Source organism: Streptomyces sp. NPDC051136 (assembly GCF_044455745.1).
Lineage (GTDB): Bacteria > Actinomycetota > Actinomycetes > Streptomycetales > Streptomycetaceae > Streptomyces.
This window is the reverse complement of the sequence record NZ_JBITFE010000006.1, coordinates 55,437-70,876: the sequence shown is the minus strand read 5'-3', so window position 1 is coordinate 70,876 and position 15,440 is coordinate 55,437. Positions and strand designations below refer to the sequence as shown.

General features: G+C 71.8%; 15 protein-coding genes. 9 read left to right on the top strand and 6 right to left on the bottom strand.

Going from position 1 to position 15,440, the window contains the following annotated elements:
* Positions 1 to 14: 14 nt before the first annotated feature.
* The 4 genes from ACIBCJ_RS18250 to ACIBCJ_RS18235 all read left to right on the top strand — a co-directional run bounded on the left by ACIBCJ_RS18250 (position 15) and on the right by ACIBCJ_RS18235 (position 3,463).
* Positions 15 to 932 carry a F0F1 ATP synthase subunit gamma gene (locus ACIBCJ_RS18250; RefSeq protein ID WP_362102874.1) on the top strand — a complete coding sequence of 306 codons (918 nt, stop codon included), beginning with the start codon at positions 15 to 17 and terminating at the stop codon, positions 930 to 932.
* On the top strand, positions 932 to 2,368 hold the full coding sequence (atpD, locus tag ACIBCJ_RS18245) for a F0F1 ATP synthase subunit beta (protein ID WP_362102876.1): 1,437 nt from the start codon (positions 932 to 934) through the stop codon (positions 2,366 to 2,368). The genes ACIBCJ_RS18250 and atpD overlap by 1 nt, the downstream gene beginning before the upstream one ends.
* Positions 2,369 to 2,499: 131 nt before the next feature.
* Positions 2,500 to 2,874, top strand: a complete 375-nt coding sequence (locus tag ACIBCJ_RS18240) for a F0F1 ATP synthase subunit epsilon (protein ID WP_362102878.1) — start codon at positions 2,500 to 2,502, stop codon at positions 2,872 to 2,874.
* A 142-nt stretch (positions 2,875 to 3,016) separates the two neighbouring features.
* Positions 3,017 to 3,463, top strand: coding sequence for a DUF2550 domain-containing protein (locus tag ACIBCJ_RS18235; RefSeq protein WP_362102880.1), 447 nt, complete (start codon positions 3,017 to 3,019; stop codon positions 3,461 to 3,463).
* A 59-nt stretch (positions 3,464 to 3,522) separates the two neighbouring features.
* Here ACIBCJ_RS18235 and ACIBCJ_RS18230 read toward each other — a convergent pair whose 3' ends face one another.
* The 3 genes from ACIBCJ_RS18230 to ACIBCJ_RS18220 form a co-directional block, all read right to left on the bottom strand.
* Entirely contained in the window at positions 3,523 to 5,352 is a 1,830-nt protein-coding gene (locus ACIBCJ_RS18230; protein WP_362102882.1) for a glycoside hydrolase family 18 chitinase, read from the bottom strand.
* A 147-nt stretch (positions 5,353 to 5,499) separates the two neighbouring features.
* Positions 5,500 to 6,141, bottom strand: a complete 642-nt coding sequence (locus ACIBCJ_RS18225) for a response regulator transcription factor (protein ID WP_365979927.1) — start codon at positions 6,139 to 6,141, stop codon at positions 5,500 to 5,502.
* A complete protein-coding gene (locus ACIBCJ_RS18220) occupies positions 6,138 to 7,370 on the bottom strand; it encodes a histidine kinase (protein ID WP_365979926.1) in 1,233 nt (410 codons plus the stop codon). Before ACIBCJ_RS18220 ends, ACIBCJ_RS18225 begins: the two co-directional genes overlap by 4 nt.
* A gap of 152 nt (positions 7,371 to 7,522) precedes the next feature.
* Here ACIBCJ_RS18220 and ACIBCJ_RS18215 point away from each other — a divergent pair, with 152 nt between their 5' ends.
* On the top strand, positions 7,523 to 8,137 hold the full coding sequence (locus tag ACIBCJ_RS18215; protein WP_362505361.1) for a hypothetical protein: 615 nt from the start codon (positions 7,523 to 7,525) through the stop codon (positions 8,135 to 8,137).
* Between the two features lie 36 nt (positions 8,138 to 8,173).
* Here the strand turns inward: ACIBCJ_RS18215 and ACIBCJ_RS18210 are convergent, their stop codons facing one another.
* Genes ACIBCJ_RS18210 through ACIBCJ_RS18200 form a run of 3 tightly spaced genes read right to left on the bottom strand, consistent with a single transcriptional unit; the run spans position 8,174 to position 10,324 of the window.
* A complete protein-coding gene (locus ACIBCJ_RS18210) occupies positions 8,174 to 8,746 on the bottom strand; it encodes a cob(I)yrinic acid a,c-diamide adenosyltransferase (protein ID WP_362102890.1) in 573 nt (190 codons plus the stop codon).
* A 13-nt stretch (positions 8,747 to 8,759) separates the two neighbouring features.
* Positions 8,760 to 9,509 (bottom strand): ABC transporter permease, encoded by a 750-nt coding sequence (locus ACIBCJ_RS18205; RefSeq protein ID WP_362102892.1) that lies wholly within the window; start codon positions 9,507 to 9,509, stop codon positions 8,760 to 8,762.
* A 32-nt stretch (positions 9,510 to 9,541) separates the two neighbouring features.
* Positions 9,542 to 10,324, bottom strand: a complete 783-nt coding sequence (locus tag ACIBCJ_RS18200; RefSeq protein WP_365979925.1) for an ATP-binding cassette domain-containing protein — start codon at positions 10,322 to 10,324, stop codon at positions 9,542 to 9,544.
* A gap of 93 nt (positions 10,325 to 10,417) precedes the next feature.
* Between ACIBCJ_RS18200 and ACIBCJ_RS18195 the strand changes: the two genes are divergently transcribed.
* The 4 genes from ACIBCJ_RS18195 to ACIBCJ_RS18180 all read left to right on the top strand — a co-directional run bounded on the left by ACIBCJ_RS18195 (position 10,418) and on the right by ACIBCJ_RS18180 (position 15,410).
* Positions 10,418 to 11,059 (top strand): TetR/AcrR family transcriptional regulator, encoded by a 642-nt coding sequence (locus ACIBCJ_RS18195; RefSeq protein ID WP_365979924.1) that lies wholly within the window; start codon positions 10,418 to 10,420, stop codon positions 11,057 to 11,059.
* Positions 11,060 to 11,195: 136 nt separating this feature from the next.
* A complete protein-coding gene (locus ACIBCJ_RS18190) occupies positions 11,196 to 12,044 on the top strand; it encodes a 3-hydroxyacyl-CoA dehydrogenase family protein (RefSeq protein WP_052840654.1) in 849 nt (282 codons plus the stop codon).
* Between the two features lie 169 nt (positions 12,045 to 12,213).
* Entirely contained in the window at positions 12,214 to 12,537 is a 324-nt protein-coding gene (locus ACIBCJ_RS18185; RefSeq protein ID WP_003973611.1) for an STAS domain-containing protein, read from the top strand.
* Between the two features lie 233 nt (positions 12,538 to 12,770).
* The gene (locus ACIBCJ_RS18180) at positions 12,771 to 15,410 is read left to right on the top strand and encodes an ATP-binding protein (protein WP_365979923.1); all 2,640 of its coding nucleotides are present in this window, start codon (positions 12,771 to 12,773) and stop codon (positions 15,408 to 15,410) included.
* Positions 15,411 to 15,440: the final 30 nt, after the last annotated feature.

Below are 15,440 nucleotides of genomic sequence, written 5' to 3'. Positions count from 1 at the left end.
AAGGGACCTGACTCATGGGAGCCCAGCTCCGGGTCTACAAGCGTCGCATCCGATCCGTCACCGCGACCAAGAAGATCACCAAGGCGATGGAGATGATCGCCGCCTCGCGCGTCGTCAAGGCGCAGCGCAAGGTGGCGGCCTCCACGCCGTACGCGCAGGAGCTCACCCGCGCGGTCACGGCGGTCGGTACCGGGTCGAACACGAAGCACCCGCTCACCACGGAGGCGGACAACCCGGTCCGTGCCGCGGTCCTGCTCCTCACGAGCGACCGCGGTCTGGCCGGCGCCTTCAACTCCAACGCCATCAAGGCGGCGGAGCAGCTGACCGAGCGCCTCGAGCGTGAGGGCCGCCAGGTCGACACGTACATCGTCGGCCGGCGCGGTCTGGCCCACTACAACTTCCGCGAGCGCAAGGTCGTGGAGTCGTTCGCGGGCTTCACCGACGAGCCGGTGTACGCGGACGCCAAGAAGGTCGCGGCGCCGCTGATCGAGGCCATCGAGAAGGACACGGCCGAGGGCGGCGTGGACGAACTCCACATCGTCTACACCGAGTTCGTCTCGATGATGACGCAGACGGCGGTCGACTCCCGACTGCTGCCGCTGAGCCTCGAAGAGGTGGCGCAGGAGTCGGCGGCGAAGGACGAGATCCTCCCGCTGTACGACTTCGAGCCGTCGGCGGAGGACGTCCTCGACGCCCTGCTGCCGCGCTACGTCGAAAGCCGCATCTACAACGCGCTGCTGCAGTCGGCTGCCTCCAAGCACGCCGCCACCCGGCGCGCGATGAAGTCGGCCACCGACAACGCGGGCGAGCTGATCAACACGCTCTCCCGTCTTGCCAACGCGGCCCGCCAGGCCGAAATCACCCAGGAAATCAGCGAGATCGTCGGTGGCGCCAGTGCCCTGGCCGACGCGAACGCGGGGAGTGACAACTAATGACCACCACTGTTGAGACCGCGACGGCCACGGGCCGCGTCGCCCGGGTCATCGGCCCGGTCGTCGACGTGGAGTTCCCCGTCGACGCGATGCCGGACATCTACAACGCGCTGCACGTCGAGGTGGCCGACCCGGCCAAGGAGGGTGAGCTCAAGACGCTGACCCTCGAGGTCGCCCAGCACCTCGGTGACGGCCTGGTCCGCACCATCTCCATGCAGCCCACCGACGGTCTGGTCCGCCAGGCCGCGGTGACCGACACGGGCGCGGCCATCTCCGTCCCCGTCGGCGACTTCACCAAGGGCAAGGTGTTCAACACCCTCGGCGAGGTGCTGAACGTCGACGAGCAGTACACCGGTGAGCGCTGGCCGATCCACCGCAAGGCGCCGAACTTCGACGAGCTCGAGTCGAAGACCGAGATGTTCGAGACCGGCGTCAAGGTCATCGACCTGCTGACCCCGTACGTCAAGGGCGGCAAGATCGGTCTGTTCGGCGGCGCCGGCGTCGGCAAGACGGTGCTCATCCAGGAGATGATCTACCGCGTCGCCAACAACCACGACGGTGTCTCCGTGTTCGCCGGTGTCGGTGAGCGCACCCGTGAGGGCAACGACCTCATCGACGAGATGAGCGAGAGCGGCGTCATCGACAAGACCGCCCTTGTCTTCGGTCAGATGGACGAGCCGCCGGGCACCCGTCTGCGCGTCGCGCTGGCCGGCCTGACCATGGCCGAGTACTTCCGTGACGTCCAGAAGCAGGACGTGCTGTTCTTCATCGACAACATCTTCCGCTTCACCCAGGCGGGCTCCGAGGTGTCGACCCTGCTCGGCCGCATGCCCTCCGCGGTGGGCTACCAGCCGAACCTGGCCGACGAGATGGGTCTCCTCCAGGAGCGCATCACCTCGACCCGTGGTCACTCGATCACCTCGATGCAGGCGATCTACGTCCCCGCGGACGACCTGACCGACCCGGCCCCGGCCACCACCTTCGCCCACCTCGACGCGACGACGGTTCTCTCCCGTCCGATCTCCGAGAAGGGCATCTACCCGGCCGTGGACCCGCTGGACTCGACGTCCCGCATCCTCGACCCGCGGTACATCGCGGCGGACCACTACCAGGCCGCGATGCGCGTGAAGAACATCCTGCAGAAGTACAAGGACCTGCAGGACATCATCGCGATCCTCGGTATCGACGAGCTCGGCGAGGAGGACAAGCTCGTCGTCCACCGTGCCCGTCGCGTGGAGCGCTTCCTGTCCCAGAACACCCACGTCGCCAAGCAGTTCACCGGCGTCGACGGGTCGGACGTCCCGCTGGACGAGTCGATCGCGGCCTTCAACGCGATCTGCGACGGCGAGTACGACCACTTCCCGGAGCAGGCGTTCTTCATGTGCGGTGGCATCGAGGACCTGAAGAACAACGCCAAGGAGCTGGGCGTCTCCTGAGCCTCGGCTCGCGGTGAGCCGCACGGCTCATCATCCGGAGGGGGCGGGCGCGTCCCGTCCCCTCCGGCACGCCCCTTAGACTTGTAACCAACACCCGGCTCTCCCGCCGGGTGGTGACCCGAGGAGCCACCTTGGCTGCTGAGCTGCACGTCGCGCTGGTCGCGGCCGACCGAGAGGTCTGGTCCGGCGAGGCCACCCTGGTCGTCGCGCGCACCACGTCCGGCGACATCGGCGTCATGCCCGGTCACCAGCCGCTGCTCGGTGTGCTGGAGTCGGGCCCGGTGACCATTCGTACGAGTGACGGCGGGACGGTCGTCGCCGCCGTGCACGGCGGTTTCATCTCGTTCGCCGACAACAAGCTGTCGCTGCTGGCCGAGACCGCCGAGCTGGCGGACGAGATCGACGTGCACCGCGTGGAGCGCGATCTCGAGCGCGCGAAGGCGGAGGGCGACGCCCACGCCGAGCGCCGCGCGGACGTCCGACTGCGCGCGGCGGCGGGACGCTGATCCACAGCACTGTGCGATAGCGTCGTGCCATGACGTCACTCAGCCGCGGCTGGGACCGGAGTCATCCGGACCCGGCCGCGGCTGAGGCAGATCCGGGTGTTTTTTCCGTTCCGTTACCTAGGAGACGAGGAGGTCGGTGTCGATGGCCCTCGCTCTGACTGTGTGCGGAATCGTGGTCGCCCTGGTGGTGATCGGGCTCTTCGTCTTCGGTCTGCGCCGCCGGCTGATCCAGCGCTCGGGCGGCACCTTCGACTGCTCCCTGCGCTGGGACGCCCCCGAGGAGGGCGACTCGGGCGGCAAGGGCTGGGCCTACGGGGTGGCCCGCTACAACAGTGACCGGGTCGAGTGGTACCGCGTCTTCTCGTACTCCCCGCGCCCCCGCCGCGTGCTCGAACGCTCGGCGATCGAGGTGGCCGGCCGCCGGGTGCCGGACGGCGAGGAGGAGCTGGCGTTGCTCTCCGACGCCGTGGTCCTGGCCTGTCTGCACCGGGGCACCCGGCTCGAACTGGCGATGAGCGAAGACGCGCTGACCGGTTTCCTCGCGTGGCTGGAGGCAGCCCCGCCCGGACAGCGGGTGAACGTGGCGTAGCCGCACTCACCCTCCCCTGGACGAAGACCGGGAGGGCGAATGCGGCTACGGGACGGTTCCTACTTCAGGCCGCTGTCGATGGCGCTCACCAGTTCACCGTTGGTGGTGTCGCCGCTGAACTCCCAGAAGAAGGCGCCGCCGAGGCCCTGCTGCTCCGCCCAGTCCATCTTCGACTTGATGGTGGCCGGGGTGTCGTAGGACCACCAGTTGCTGCCGCAGTGGGCGTACGCGGTGCCCGCGATCGTGCCGGTGGCCGGGCAGCTGGTCTTGAGGACCTTGTAGTCCTCGATGCCCGCCTCGTAGGTGCCGGTCGCCGGGCCGGTCGCGGTGCCGCCGGGTGCGGCCTGCGTGACGCCGGTCCAGCCGCGGCCGTAGAAGCCGATGCCGATCAGCAGCTTGGCGGCCGGCACGCCCCTGGACTTGAACTTGGCCATCGCGTCGGCGGTGGTGAAGCCCTGCTGCGGGATGCCGTCGTACGCGGTCAGCGGCGAGTGCGGGGCGGTCGGGCCGTTCTTCGCCCAGGCGCCGAAGAAGTCGTACGTCATCACGTTGTACCAGTTGATGTACTTCGAGGCCTCGCCGTAGTCGGCGGCCTCGATCTTGCCGCCGTCCGAGCCGTCGGCGGTGACGGCCGCGGTGATCAGGTAGTCCTGGCCGAACTCGGCGCGCATGGCCTTCATCATGCTGCTGAAGGCGTTCGGGGCGCTGGTCTCGTCACAGCTGAGTCCGCAGGCGTTCGGGTACTCCCAGTCCAGGTCGATGCCGTCGAAGACGTCGGCCCAGCGCGGGTCCTCGACCAGGTCGTGACAGGACTTGGCGAAGGCGGCCGGGTTCTTCACGGCGTCGGGGAAGCCACCGGACCAGGTCCAGCCGCCGAAGGAGTAGAGGATCTTGATGTTCGGGTACTTGGCCTTCAGCTTGCGCAGCTGGTTGAAGTTGCCGCGCAGAGGCTGGTCCCAGGTGTCGGCGACGCCGTCGACGGACTGGTCGGCGGTGTACGCCTTGTCGTAGTCGGCGTAGGAGTCGCCGATGGTGCACTTGCCGCCCTGGACGTTGCCGAAGGCGTAGTTGATGTGCGTGATCTTCGCGGCGGAGCCGGAGGTGACCAGGTTCTTCACGTGGTAGTTGCGCCCGTAGACGCCCCAGTTGGTGAAGTAGCCCATCTTGACCTCGTCACCGGTGCCGGGATTGCCGCCGTCCCCGCCGCCGGTGGTGGTGACCTTCACGGAGCCGCTGGCCGGACCGGTCTGGTCGGCGGTGTCACGGGCCTTGACGCTGTACGAGTACGCGGTGCCCTTGGTGAGGCCGGTGTCCGTGTAGGTGGTGCCGGTCACGGTGGCGACCTTCGCGCCGTCCCGCAGCACGTCGTAGTTCTTGACGCCCTTGTCGTCGGTGGCCGCCGACCAGGACAGCTTCACCGAGGTGTCGGTGACGTTCGAGGCGGTGGGCGTGCCGGGCGCGGAGGGGGCCGCGTCACCGGGCACCGAGGTGCCGTCGCAGCTGCCGCCGTTGAGCTTGCAGTTGGACGGGGAGCCGGGGCCGCTGCCGTTGAAGCCGAAGGAGACCGAGGCGCCGGGGGCGAGCGTCCCGTTCCAGCCGACGTTCTTGGCGGTCCAGTGGTCGCCGGAGTTGGTGACGGTGGCGTCCCAGGCGGAGGTGACCTTGGTGCCGGAGGGGAAGTCCCACTCGACGGCCCAGGAGCTGAGGGAGGTGGTGCCGGTGTTCTTCACCGTCCAGCTGCCGCCGAAGCCCGTGCCCCAGTCCGACGTCTTGGTGAAGGTGGCCGTCGCGCTGGTGGCCGCCTGCGCCGGGCTCGCGAGGCCGACCAGGCCGGCGAGGGGAAGCGCCAGGGTCGCTGCGAGTGCCGCGGCTTTGTGTCTGAAGCGCATGTGCGCCTCCTTATATGGGGATGTTGTCGAGGGCATGACTGAGCCTCATGCCCGCAGTGCCGCGAGAATAGAAAGGTCTGGACCATAGGTCAATAGGTCTGGACCAATGTGGCGGGCGGCGGTTGGGCCGGTGGTGAAGAGGGGAAACTAGATCCCCAACTCCTGCGCCAGCACCGCCGCTTGCACCCGGCTGCGCAGCCCCAGCTTCCCCAGCAGCCGGCTCACGTGCGTCTTCACCGTGGCCTCCGCCATGTCCAGCCGCTCGGCGACCGCGGCGTTGGAGAGTCCCTGGCCGAGGCAGGACAGCACCTCGCGCTCCCGCCGGGTCAGGTCCCGCAGCACCGCCGGATCGACGGCCGGCTCCCGTACCGGCTTCGCGGCGAACTCGGCGATCAGCCGCCGGGTGACGGCCGGGGCCACGATGCCCTCGCCGCCCGCCACCGTGCGCACGGCCGTGAGCAGGTCCTCGGCCTCGGTGTTCTTCAGCAGGAACCCGGCGGCCCCCGCCCGCAGCGCCCCGAAGACGTACTCGTCCAGGTCGAAGGTGGTCAGCACCAGCACGTCGGCGAGCCGCTCCCCGACCACGATCCGGGTCGCCGCGACGCCGTCCAGGCGGGGCATCTGCACGTCCATCAGCACCAGGTCGGGATGGAGCTCGCGGGCGAGCGCCACCGCCTGCTCGCCGTCGGCGGCCTCGCCCACCACCTCGATGTCCGGTGCGCTGCCCAGGATCAGCACCAGCCCCGCGCGGACGGCGGACTGGTCCTCGGCGACGAGGACGCGGATCATGCGGAGTCTCCTTCGGTGACGGGCAGGGAGGCGCGTACGGCCCAGATCGTGCCGCCCGCAGGACCGGGACCCGGCGCCGGTCCCGCCTCGAAAGTGCCGTGCAGCAGTGCGGCCCGCTCCCGCATCCCGACCAGACCGGCGCCCGAGCCGGGGACGCGCGGGGTGTCCCGGTCGCCGTACGGGCTGGTCACCTCGACCCGCAGGGCGCCCTGGTGCCGGTCGAGCCGTACACGGACCGTCCCCTTCGCGGCGTGCTTGAGCGCGTTGGTGAGCGACTCCTGCACGATGCGGTACGCGGCCAGCCCGACCGGTGCGGGCAGGTTCTCGCCGGCTCCGGCGCGGGGTGCGGAGCCGGGGCCGGCGTCGAGGGCGGCGTCGAGCGTGACGTCGAGCCCGTTGGCGCGGGCGCCGTCGACCAGCGCGCCGAGCCCGTCGAGGGTGGGTGCGGCGGCCGGTTCGGTGTCCGCGCCCTCGTCCCGCAGGATGCCGATGAGGCGGCGCATTTCGGCCAGGCCGGCCACGCTGTTCTCGCGGATCACGCCGAGCGCCTGCCGGGTGGTCGCCGCGTCGTCCAGGGAGAGGGCGGCCGTGGAGTGGACGGCGATCGCGGAGAGGTGGCCCGCCACCAGGTCGTGCAGCTCGCGGGCCATCCGGGAGCGCTCCGCCGTCACCGCCTGGGACCGGTCCATCTCGGCGAGCAGCGCGGTCTGCTCGGCCCGCAGCAGCGCGGCGTCGGCGGCCTCGCGGTGGCTGCGGACGATGAGCCCCGTGGAGGCGGGAGCGAACGACACGATGCCGACGGCGACACCGATCAGCAGCGCCTCGGGCACCCGCCACAGCGCGAACGGCACGACGGTGCCGGCCACGGTGAGCAGCCCGGTGATCCACGGGATGCGGCGGGCCGAGGCGGGCGGGCCGTACAGCACGGCGGCGTACATCAGGTCGGTGTACATGATCACCGTGACCAGGCTGCCCTGCGTGAGGGTGTCCGCGATCAGGGCGGCGGTGCCGGCCAGCAGGCCGGTGCGGGGCGCGGCCCGGCGCAGCAGCTCGCAGCCCGCCATGACGACGAGCGGTACCAGCAGCGGCCAGCGGCCGTCGAACAGGACGACCGGCTCGTCGGCCGGCCGCACCCCCAGACCGATGCCCCACAGCAGCAGCCCGCCGAGCAGCCCGGCCGACGCGGCGTACACGTCGAAGCGGCGCGGGCGGGGGAGTCGTGGGGCCATGCCCCCATCCAACACGGCCCCCGCGCCGCCCGCCTGATCCCCGGGAAGGGTCCCGCACTGCATCTTTCGATGTACCGGAGGTTCGTCACCGGCGACGACGACCCCGGCGGATTCCCGAAGGAGCCTGGAACGGTGAACGAAGGGAGTGCGTCGTGGTCGTCGCGTTGATCATCGCCTGCGAGGTCGGCTTCTGGGTCCTGCTCGCCCTCGGCCTGGGCGCCCGCTACCTGCTGAAGTGGCGGCGCACCGGTGTCGTCCTGCTGCTGTGCGAGCCCGTGCTGGAACTGGTGCTGTTCGCCGTCACGGCGTACGACCTGAAGACCGGCGCCGAGCCCGGCTGGGAGCACGGCCTGGCCGCGCTGTACATCGGCTACACCGTCGCCTACGGCCACTACACGATCCGCTGGCTCGACGGCCACGCCGCCCACCGCCTGGCCGGCGGCCCGCCCCCGGTCAGACCCCCGCGCCACGGCATGCCCCGGGCGCGGCACGAGGGCGCGCTGTGGCTGCGCACGCTGCTGGGCGCCGCCGTGGCCTGCGCCCTGCTCCAGGGCGCGGTCCGGTACGTCGGCGGCGACGGCGACGTCTCGTCCCTGCGGTCCTTCCAGTGGACGGCCCTGCGCGTCACCGGCATCCACGGCCTGATCGCCCTCACGTACCTGATCTGGCCGAAGAAGGCCCCGGCGGGCACGTCGTCGGCGGAGACGGGCGAGGGCGCCCCCGAAGGGGCGCGGGGAACGGCGCGATCGACCACCACGAAGCGGTAGACGACCGGCGGCCGTCGGTCCCCGCCCGCGGAGCGCTCAGCGCTCCCCGCCCGGCACCCACAGCACGTCGCCGACCTCCTTGTTGGCCACCCGGGCCAGGATGAACAGGAGGTCGGAGAGGCGGTTCAGGTAGGTCGCGGTGAGCGGGTTCATCGACTCGCCGTGCACCTCCAGCGCCGCCCAGGTGGAGCGCTCCGCCCGGCGGACCACCGTGCACGCCTGGTGCAGCAGGGCCGCGCCGGGGGTGCCGCCGGGGAGGATGAAGGAGCGGAGCTTCTCCACCTCGGCCAGGTAGCGGTCGCAGTCCGCCTCCAGCTTGTCGACGTAGAACTGCTCCACCCGCAGCGGCGGGTACTCCGGGTTCTCCACCACCGGCGTGGACAGGTCCGCGCCCACGTCGAACAGGTCGTTCTGGACGCGGACGAGGACCTTGACCACGTCCTCGGACAGGCCGCCGAGGGCGAGGGCGGTACCGATCACCGCGTTCGCCTCGTTCGCGTCGGCGTACGCGGAGATCCTGAGGTCGGTCTTGGGGACCCGGCTCATGTCACCGAGGGCGGTGGTGCCCTGGTCGCCGGTCCGGGTGTAGATGCGCGTCAGGTTGACCATCCGGCCAGCGTAGTCAGGCCCCGGCGGTGCGGAACACGCGTGTGCCCACCGTCACGGCCAGCGCGGTGAAGCCGAGGGCCACCAGGGTGCCGTACAGCATGTGCGCCGTCGCGTAGGAGCCGACATACGCGTCCCGCACCGCGTCCACCAGATAGCGGAACGGCATCAGGTGCGAGAGCACGTCGAGCCACGCCGGGCCGAGCGTCATCGGGAGCATCAGACCGGACAGCAGCATCGACGGCATGGTGAGGGCGTTGACCGCGGGCCCGAACTCCTGCGGGGTGCGGACCTTCATCGCCAGCGCGTACGACAGCGACGCCAGCGACACCGTCAGCAGGGCGACGAACACGAAGCCGATCAGCACGCCGGGCAGCGGCGCGCGCAGGCCCATCACCAGGGCCGCGAGGACCAGCAGCACCGCCTGGAAGGCGAAGACGGTGGCGTCCCGCAGCACCCGCCCGAGCAGCAGCGCGAGCCGGCTGACGGGCGTGACCCGCATCCGCTCCACCACCCCCTGACCGTTCTCGATGATGATCGAGAAGCCCGCGAAGGAGGCGCCGAAGAGCCCGAGTTGCAGCAGCAGGCCGGGGACGAGGACCTGCCAGGAGCTGCCCCGCCCGCCGAGCGGCAGGTCGGTCAGCAGCGGGCCGAAGAAGAGCAGGTACAGCAGCGGCATCAGCACGCCGAACAGCAGCGCGAAGCGGGAACGCAGGGACTGGCGCAGGTAGCGGCCGTAGATCAGGCCGGTGTCGTGGAGCAGCATCGGGATTCTCGGGTCCTCGGGTCCTCGGTGTCTCATACGGTCGTGGGGGCGGCGTCGGCCGGGGCGGTGCCGCGGCCGGTGACGGCCAGGAACGTGTCCTGGAGGGAGGCCTCCGGCGAGCCGCCGTACTCCTGCTTCAGGGCGGCGGGCGTGCCCTCGGCGGCCACCACCCCGCCGTCCACGACCACCAGGCGGTCGGAGAGGGCGTCGGCCTCGTCGAGGTAGTGGGTGGTCAGGAAGACCGTGGTGCCGTACTCGTCGCGCAGCCGGCGGACCAGGTCCCACAGGCCGGCGCGGCTGCCCGGGTCAAGGCCGGTCGTCGGCTCGTCCAGGAAGAGCACCTTCGGGCGGTGCGTGAGCGCCATCGCGATGTCCAGCCGGCGCCGCTGCCCGCCGGAGAGCGTGCCGCACTTGCGGTCGAGCAGCTCGGTGAGGTCCAGGTCGCGGGCCAGTTCCCGGGCGCGCTCACCGGCCCGCGCCCGGGGCAGGCGGTACAGGCGCCCCTGGGTGACCAGCTCCTCCCGCACCGTGATCTGGGTGTCCAAGCCGCCCGACTGGGCCACGTAACCGCAGGCCGCGCGCACCCCGGCCGGGTCGGTCGCCAGGTCGTGCCCGGCGACGGTGGCCACGCCGCCGGTGGGGGCGAGCAGCGTCGTGAGCATCCGCAGGGTGGTGGTCTTGCCCGCGCCGTTGGGCCCCAGCAGGCCCAGGATCTCGCCCTCGCGGACGGTGAGGTCGATGCCGCGCACCGCTTCGACCGGGCCGCGTTTCGTCGTGAAGGTGCGGGCCAGCCGGGCCGTACTGATGATTGCCATGCCGCCCAGAAAAACAGAGACACTGAAATTTTGCAATGGCCCCAAGTTTTCATCGACATCAGTCGATGAGGCCGGCGCGGCTAGGATGCGGGCATGGCCGAGGGACTCAGGGAACGGAAGAAGCGGCAGACCCGGCAGTACATCTCGGATGTCGCCACGGGGCTGTTCCTGGAGCGCGGCTTCGAGGCCGTGACGGTGGCGGAGGTCGCGGACGCCTCGAACGTCTCCGTCAACACCGTCTACAACTACTTCCCGGCCAAGGAGGACCTGTTCCTCGACCGCTCCAGGGGCGTGGTCGACCGGCTGTCGCGGTGGGTGCGCGGCCGGCGCGACGGGGAGTCGGCCGCTCGGGCCGTGCTCCGGGAACTGCGCGAGGAGGTCGAGTCGGTTTCGCCCCGGATCGGCCTGATGGACGGATATGCGCGTTTCATGGGCGTCATCCACTCCTCGCCCGCGCTGCGTTCCCGGCTCTGGGCGATCGGCCAGGAGGTGCAGGACGACCTCGAGCGCACCCTGCGCGAGGAGACCGGCGCCCCGGACGACGAGCCCGTCCCCTCGCTGATGGCGGGTCAGATCAGCTGGCTGCACAGCACGGTGATGGCGAGCATCGGCCGCCGCATGACGGCCGGCGGGAAACCCGCCGAAGTGTCCCGCGACGTCCTCGTGCTGCTGGACGAGATGGAGGACCTGCTGAGCGAGAAGGTGCTCAACTACGCCGTACGGGGCGCCGAGTGACACCCGGACGACACCCCTCGGTGTGACGTCCGTCATTTGAGACGTGACGCGCGTTACTAACCGGTCACACAGCGCCTCACGCCCGCTAATCTCCGGCCGAGAGACGAGAATCAGCGCGTATCAGGGGAGTCGCACAGTGGCACGGAAGCTCGCCGTCATCGGAGCCGGTCTCATGGGGTCCGGCATCGCCCAGGTCTCCGCTCAGGCGGGCTGGGACGTCGTCCTGCGCGACGTCACCGACGAGGCGCTGCGGCGCGGCACCGACGGCATCAGGGCCTCCTACGACAAGTTCGTCGCCAAGGGGAAGCTCACCGCCGACGACGCCGAGGCCGCCCTCGGGCGCATCACCGCGACCACCGACCTGGACGCCGCCGCCGACGCGGACGTCGTCGTCGAGGCCGTCTTCGAGAAACTGGAAGTCAAGCACGAGATCTTCCGTACCCTGGACAAGCTGGTGAAGGACGGGGCGATCCTCGCGTCCAACACCTCCGCGATCCCGATCACCAAGATCGCGGCAGTCACGGAGCGCCCCGAGCGGGTCGTCGGCACCCACTTCTTCTCGCCGGTCCCCATGATGCAGCTGTGCGAGCTGGTGCGCGGCTACAAGACCAGTGACGAAACGCTCGCCACCGCGCGGGAGTTCGCCGAGTCCACCGGCAAGACCTGCATCGTCGTCAACCGCGACGTCGCCGGGTTCGTGACGACCCGTCTCATCTCCGCCCTCGTCGTCGAGGCGGCGAAGCTGTACGAGTCGGGCGTCGCCACCGCCGAGGACATCGACCTCGCCTGCAAGCTCGGCTTCGGCCACGCCATGGGACCGCTGGCCACCGCCGACCTGACGGGCGTCGACATCCTGCTGCACGCCACGGGCAACATCTACACCGAGTCCCAGGACGAGAAGTTCGCCCCGCCGGAGCTGATGCGCCGGATGGTGGACGCCGGTGACATCGGCCGCAAGAGCGGGCAGGGCTTCTACAAGCACTGAGGTCGCACCCGTCCCGGCGGACATCACACGCCGGGGTGAATTCGGTATCGGTTCGCTTACAGGCGGCAACCTCCGGTCGTTCCGGCCAGTCAGAGGGTGCAACACCTGTTGCCGCCCAGAGATCACCACGCAGAGACGACGAAGAGAAGACGCACGCCGGGGAGCGCATATGCACATCAGGGGCGACCACGTCGAGCTGGTCGTCGGGGGCCGCCTCGACGTCCGCAGCGCGGCGGACGCCCGTACGGTCCTGCACTCGGCCGTCGACGACGGAGTCGGCGACCTGGTGCTGGACCTGTCCGAGCTGGACTCCTGGGACGCCACCGGACTCGGCGTGATCATGGGAGCCCACCGGCGGGCCGGCCGCTGCGGCCGGCGCCTGGTGCTGCGCGGCGTGCCGCCGCAGATGCAGCGTCTGCTGGTGGCCACCCGGCTGCACCGGATCCTGGCCATCGAAGGCGGCATCGGCGTGGAGACCCTGCCCCGGGTGTGAAGAGCGCGGCCACACGTCCGACACACGCAATCCTCACGAGACCGTGACCTCTCGGGCGGTCCGGCACCCCGGGCTGTCGGAGATACTGGGCGAAGGTTTAGGGTCTGGCTGCCCGCTCACTTGCGACCCACCGGCGGGCCCGGACCAGAAGCGACAGCGCGGTGTGCGGCAAGGCCGGGAGGGTGGTCCCGACCGGGGCCCTGCACACGACGCTTTTGGGGGGCTAGGAACCTATGGACCCGAACGACCGGGGCCCTGAGGAGTACGGCCAGGACGGCGACCACCAGCCGTCGCGCCCGCGCCCGCCCAGGGATCCCCTCACCTCCGACTTCGGACAGCACGCGCCGGCCCTCGCCCGCACGGTGCGACTGGTGTCCGGCGACTTCCTGCTCACCGTCAACCCCGTCGACGGCAGCGAGATCGAGGTCTGCCCGCCCACCGAGCGGCCCGAGCGGCCCGAGAAGCTCACCGCGGCCGAGCGCGCCGAGGCCGAGCGCGCCGCGCGCCCGCCCGTCCCGCCCGGGCCGGTCCGCACGGTCCTGGGCCTGCTGGCCCGCGAGGACGAACGCGAACGCCTGGTGCGGCTGCTCGCCCGCGGCCGCTCCGTCCGCCTCACCGGCCCGGCCGGCTCCGGCCGCACCAGCCTCCTCGACGTCGTCGCCGAGGACTGCGCGGGTCTCGCCCCCGACGGCGTCGTCCGGCTCAGCGGCCACCACCGCACCGCCGACGGCCTGCTCCACGACCTCTTCCGCGCCGTCCACCGCGCGCCCCTGCACCGCCCGGACCGCACGGAACTCCTCGGGCACCTGCGCGAGGTGGGCGCGGTCGTCGTCCTGGACGACGTCGAGTTCGGCGGCGCCGCCCTCGACGAACTCCTCGACGCCACCCCCGAGTGCGCCTTCCTCCTCGGCGCCACCCCGGACGTGCCCGCACCCTCCGCCGACTCGGCCGTCGAGGAGGTCTTCCTCACCGGGCTGGACCGCTCCGACGGCGTTGTGCTGCTGGAGCGCGCCGCCGGCCGCACCCTCACCGAGGACGAGGCCAACTGGGCCGGCGACCTCTGGTTCGAGTCCGAGGGCCTGCCGCTGCGCTTCGTCCAGGCCGGCGCCCTGCTGCGCCGCCGGGACCGGGAACGGGCCGGCGCCGACGCCGTCGACGAGTTCGGCGTCTTCGCCGACGCCCGCCCGGCCGACGACACCCCCTACGATCCCGCCGAGACCGACGACGTCCCCCTGCCGTCCCTCGGCGAGGCCGCCGCGCCCGCACCGCTGCTCGCCTCCCGGCTCAGCGCCGCCGCGCGCGCCACCCTGGAGTTCGCCGTCGCGCTCGGCGGCGAGGTGCCGCACCAGGCGCACCTGCCCGCGCTGGTCGGCGACACCCACGCGGACGCCGCCCTCGGCGAGCTGGCCGACTGCGGACTGGTCTCCCCGGTCGGCTCCCGCTACCGGCTGGCCGCCGGTGTGCTCACCCAGCTGGAGAGCGCCGGGTACGCCGACGACGTACGGGAGCGGGCCCTGGCCGCCGCCCAGCACTACGCCTGGTGGGCCGGCCACCCCTCGGTCACCCCGGAGCGGGTGTGCGCGGAGGCCGACGCGGTCCTGGCCGCCCTGGCCGTGCTGGTCCCGGCGACGACGCGGACCGCCGACGACCAGGAGAGCCCGGCCGTGCAGCTGGCCCGCACCGCGGCGCCCGCGTTCGCCGCCGGACTGCACTGGAGCGCCTGGCAGCGGGCGCTGCGCTCCGGCACCGAGGCGTCCCGGCTCGCCGGGGACGTCGCCGAACAGGCCTACTTCCACCACGAACTCGGTGTCCTCGCCCTGTGCGAGGACCGGCTGGACCGGGCGCGCGCCGAGCTGGAGGCCTCCATCGGGCTGCGCGGCGCGCTCTCCGACAAGCGCGGCGCCGTGGCGGGCCGCCGCGCCCTCGCACTGGTCGCCGACCGCACCGGGGACACCCCCGGCCCGAGCGGCGGCGCGGGCGCGTTCGCGGTGCCCGGGGCAGCCGCCGGGACGGGTGTCGCCGGCGCCGGCCTCGGCCCGACCGTGGCGGAGGAGGTGCCCGACGCCCGCAACGAGGAGTCGGTCTCGCCGTCCGCGGGAGTCCCCGCGCCCTTCCCGCCGCTCCAACCGCCCCCGCAGTCCCCGACCCTCGTCACCCGCCGCGGGTCCGACGAGGAGCCGGCGCGCACGGTCGCCGGCGGCATCAAGGGCTTCGCCCGGCGCAACCTGGTGGCCGCCGGAGCGGGCGCGCTGCTCGTCGCCGTGCTCGGCACCGTGGTGACCCTCGGGGCGACCTCCGAGAACGACGCCGGCGACCCCTCCGACGAGGTCGGCGTCAATCCGTCGGTCAGCCAGAACTTCGACGACGGCGACCTGGACGACGACCGGCCCTCCGACGACGGCGGGGGACGGGAGACGTCCGCGGGACCGACCGACTCGGGCCCCGACGGCACCCCCGGCACCTCCGACGACCCGGCCCCGACCCGGTCGGGCGAGCCGTCGAACGGGCCGAGCAGTACGAGCGGCGGTGACCCCGGGGACGACGCGAGCCCGGACGACACCGGCTCGCCGCACGACCCGCCCTCGTCCCCCGAGCCGCCCACCTCGGACGAGCCGACCGGCCCGACGTCCTCGCCGGACCCCACGGACTCCGAGACCGACCCCGGCAGCGAGGAACCCACGGACCCCGGCACCTCCCCGAGCGACCCCGACTCGCCGACCACCACGCCGCCCGTCTCCAACAGCGCCGACGGCACCGTCAGCCCCACCGCCGCCAGCTCTCCGGCCGACGCCCCCACCGCCGCGCAGAGCGGCACCGGCAGCGCGACGGGCACACCGGCCGGCTCGGACACGGAGACCGGTCAGATCATCTGACCCCGCCGTGCGGGCGGCGACGTACGAGGA

Coding starts and splice junctions, on each gene's coding strand:
- ACIBCJ_RS18250 (WP_362102874.1), top strand. CDS start 15: ATGGGAGCCCAGCTCCGGGTCTACAAGCGTCGCATCCGATCCGTCACC.
- atpD (WP_362102876.1), top strand. CDS start 932: ATGACCACCACTGTTGAGACCGCGACGGCCACGGGCCGCGTCGCCCGG.
- ACIBCJ_RS18235 (WP_362102880.1), top strand. CDS start 3,017: ATGGCCCTCGCTCTGACTGTGTGCGGAATCGTGGTCGCCCTGGTGGTG.
- ACIBCJ_RS18230 (WP_362102882.1), bottom strand. CDS start 5,352: ATGCGCTTCAGACACAAAGCCGCGGCACTCGCAGCGACCCTGGCGCTT.
- ACIBCJ_RS18225 (WP_365979927.1), bottom strand. CDS start 6,141: ATGATCCGCGTCCTCGTCGCCGAGGACCAGTCCGCCGTCCGCGCGGGG.
- ACIBCJ_RS18220 (WP_365979926.1), bottom strand. CDS start 7,370: ATGGCCCCACGACTCCCCCGCCCGCGCCGCTTCGACGTGTACGCCGCG.
- ACIBCJ_RS18210 (WP_362102890.1), bottom strand. CDS start 8,746: ATGGTCAACCTGACGCGCATCTACACCCGGACCGGCGACCAGGGCACC.
- ACIBCJ_RS18205 (WP_362102892.1), bottom strand. CDS start 9,509: ATGCTGCTCCACGACACCGGCCTGATCTACGGCCGCTACCTGCGCCAG.
- ACIBCJ_RS18200 (WP_365979925.1), bottom strand. CDS start 10,324: ATGGCAATCATCAGTACGGCCCGGCTGGCCCGCACCTTCACGACGAAA.
- ACIBCJ_RS18195 (WP_365979924.1), top strand. CDS start 10,418: ATGGCCGAGGGACTCAGGGAACGGAAGAAGCGGCAGACCCGGCAGTAC.
- ACIBCJ_RS18185 (WP_003973611.1), top strand. CDS start 12,214: ATGCACATCAGGGGCGACCACGTCGAGCTGGTCGTCGGGGGCCGCCTC.
- ACIBCJ_RS18180 (WP_365979923.1), top strand. CDS start 12,771: ATGGACCCGAACGACCGGGGCCCTGAGGAGTACGGCCAGGACGGCGAC.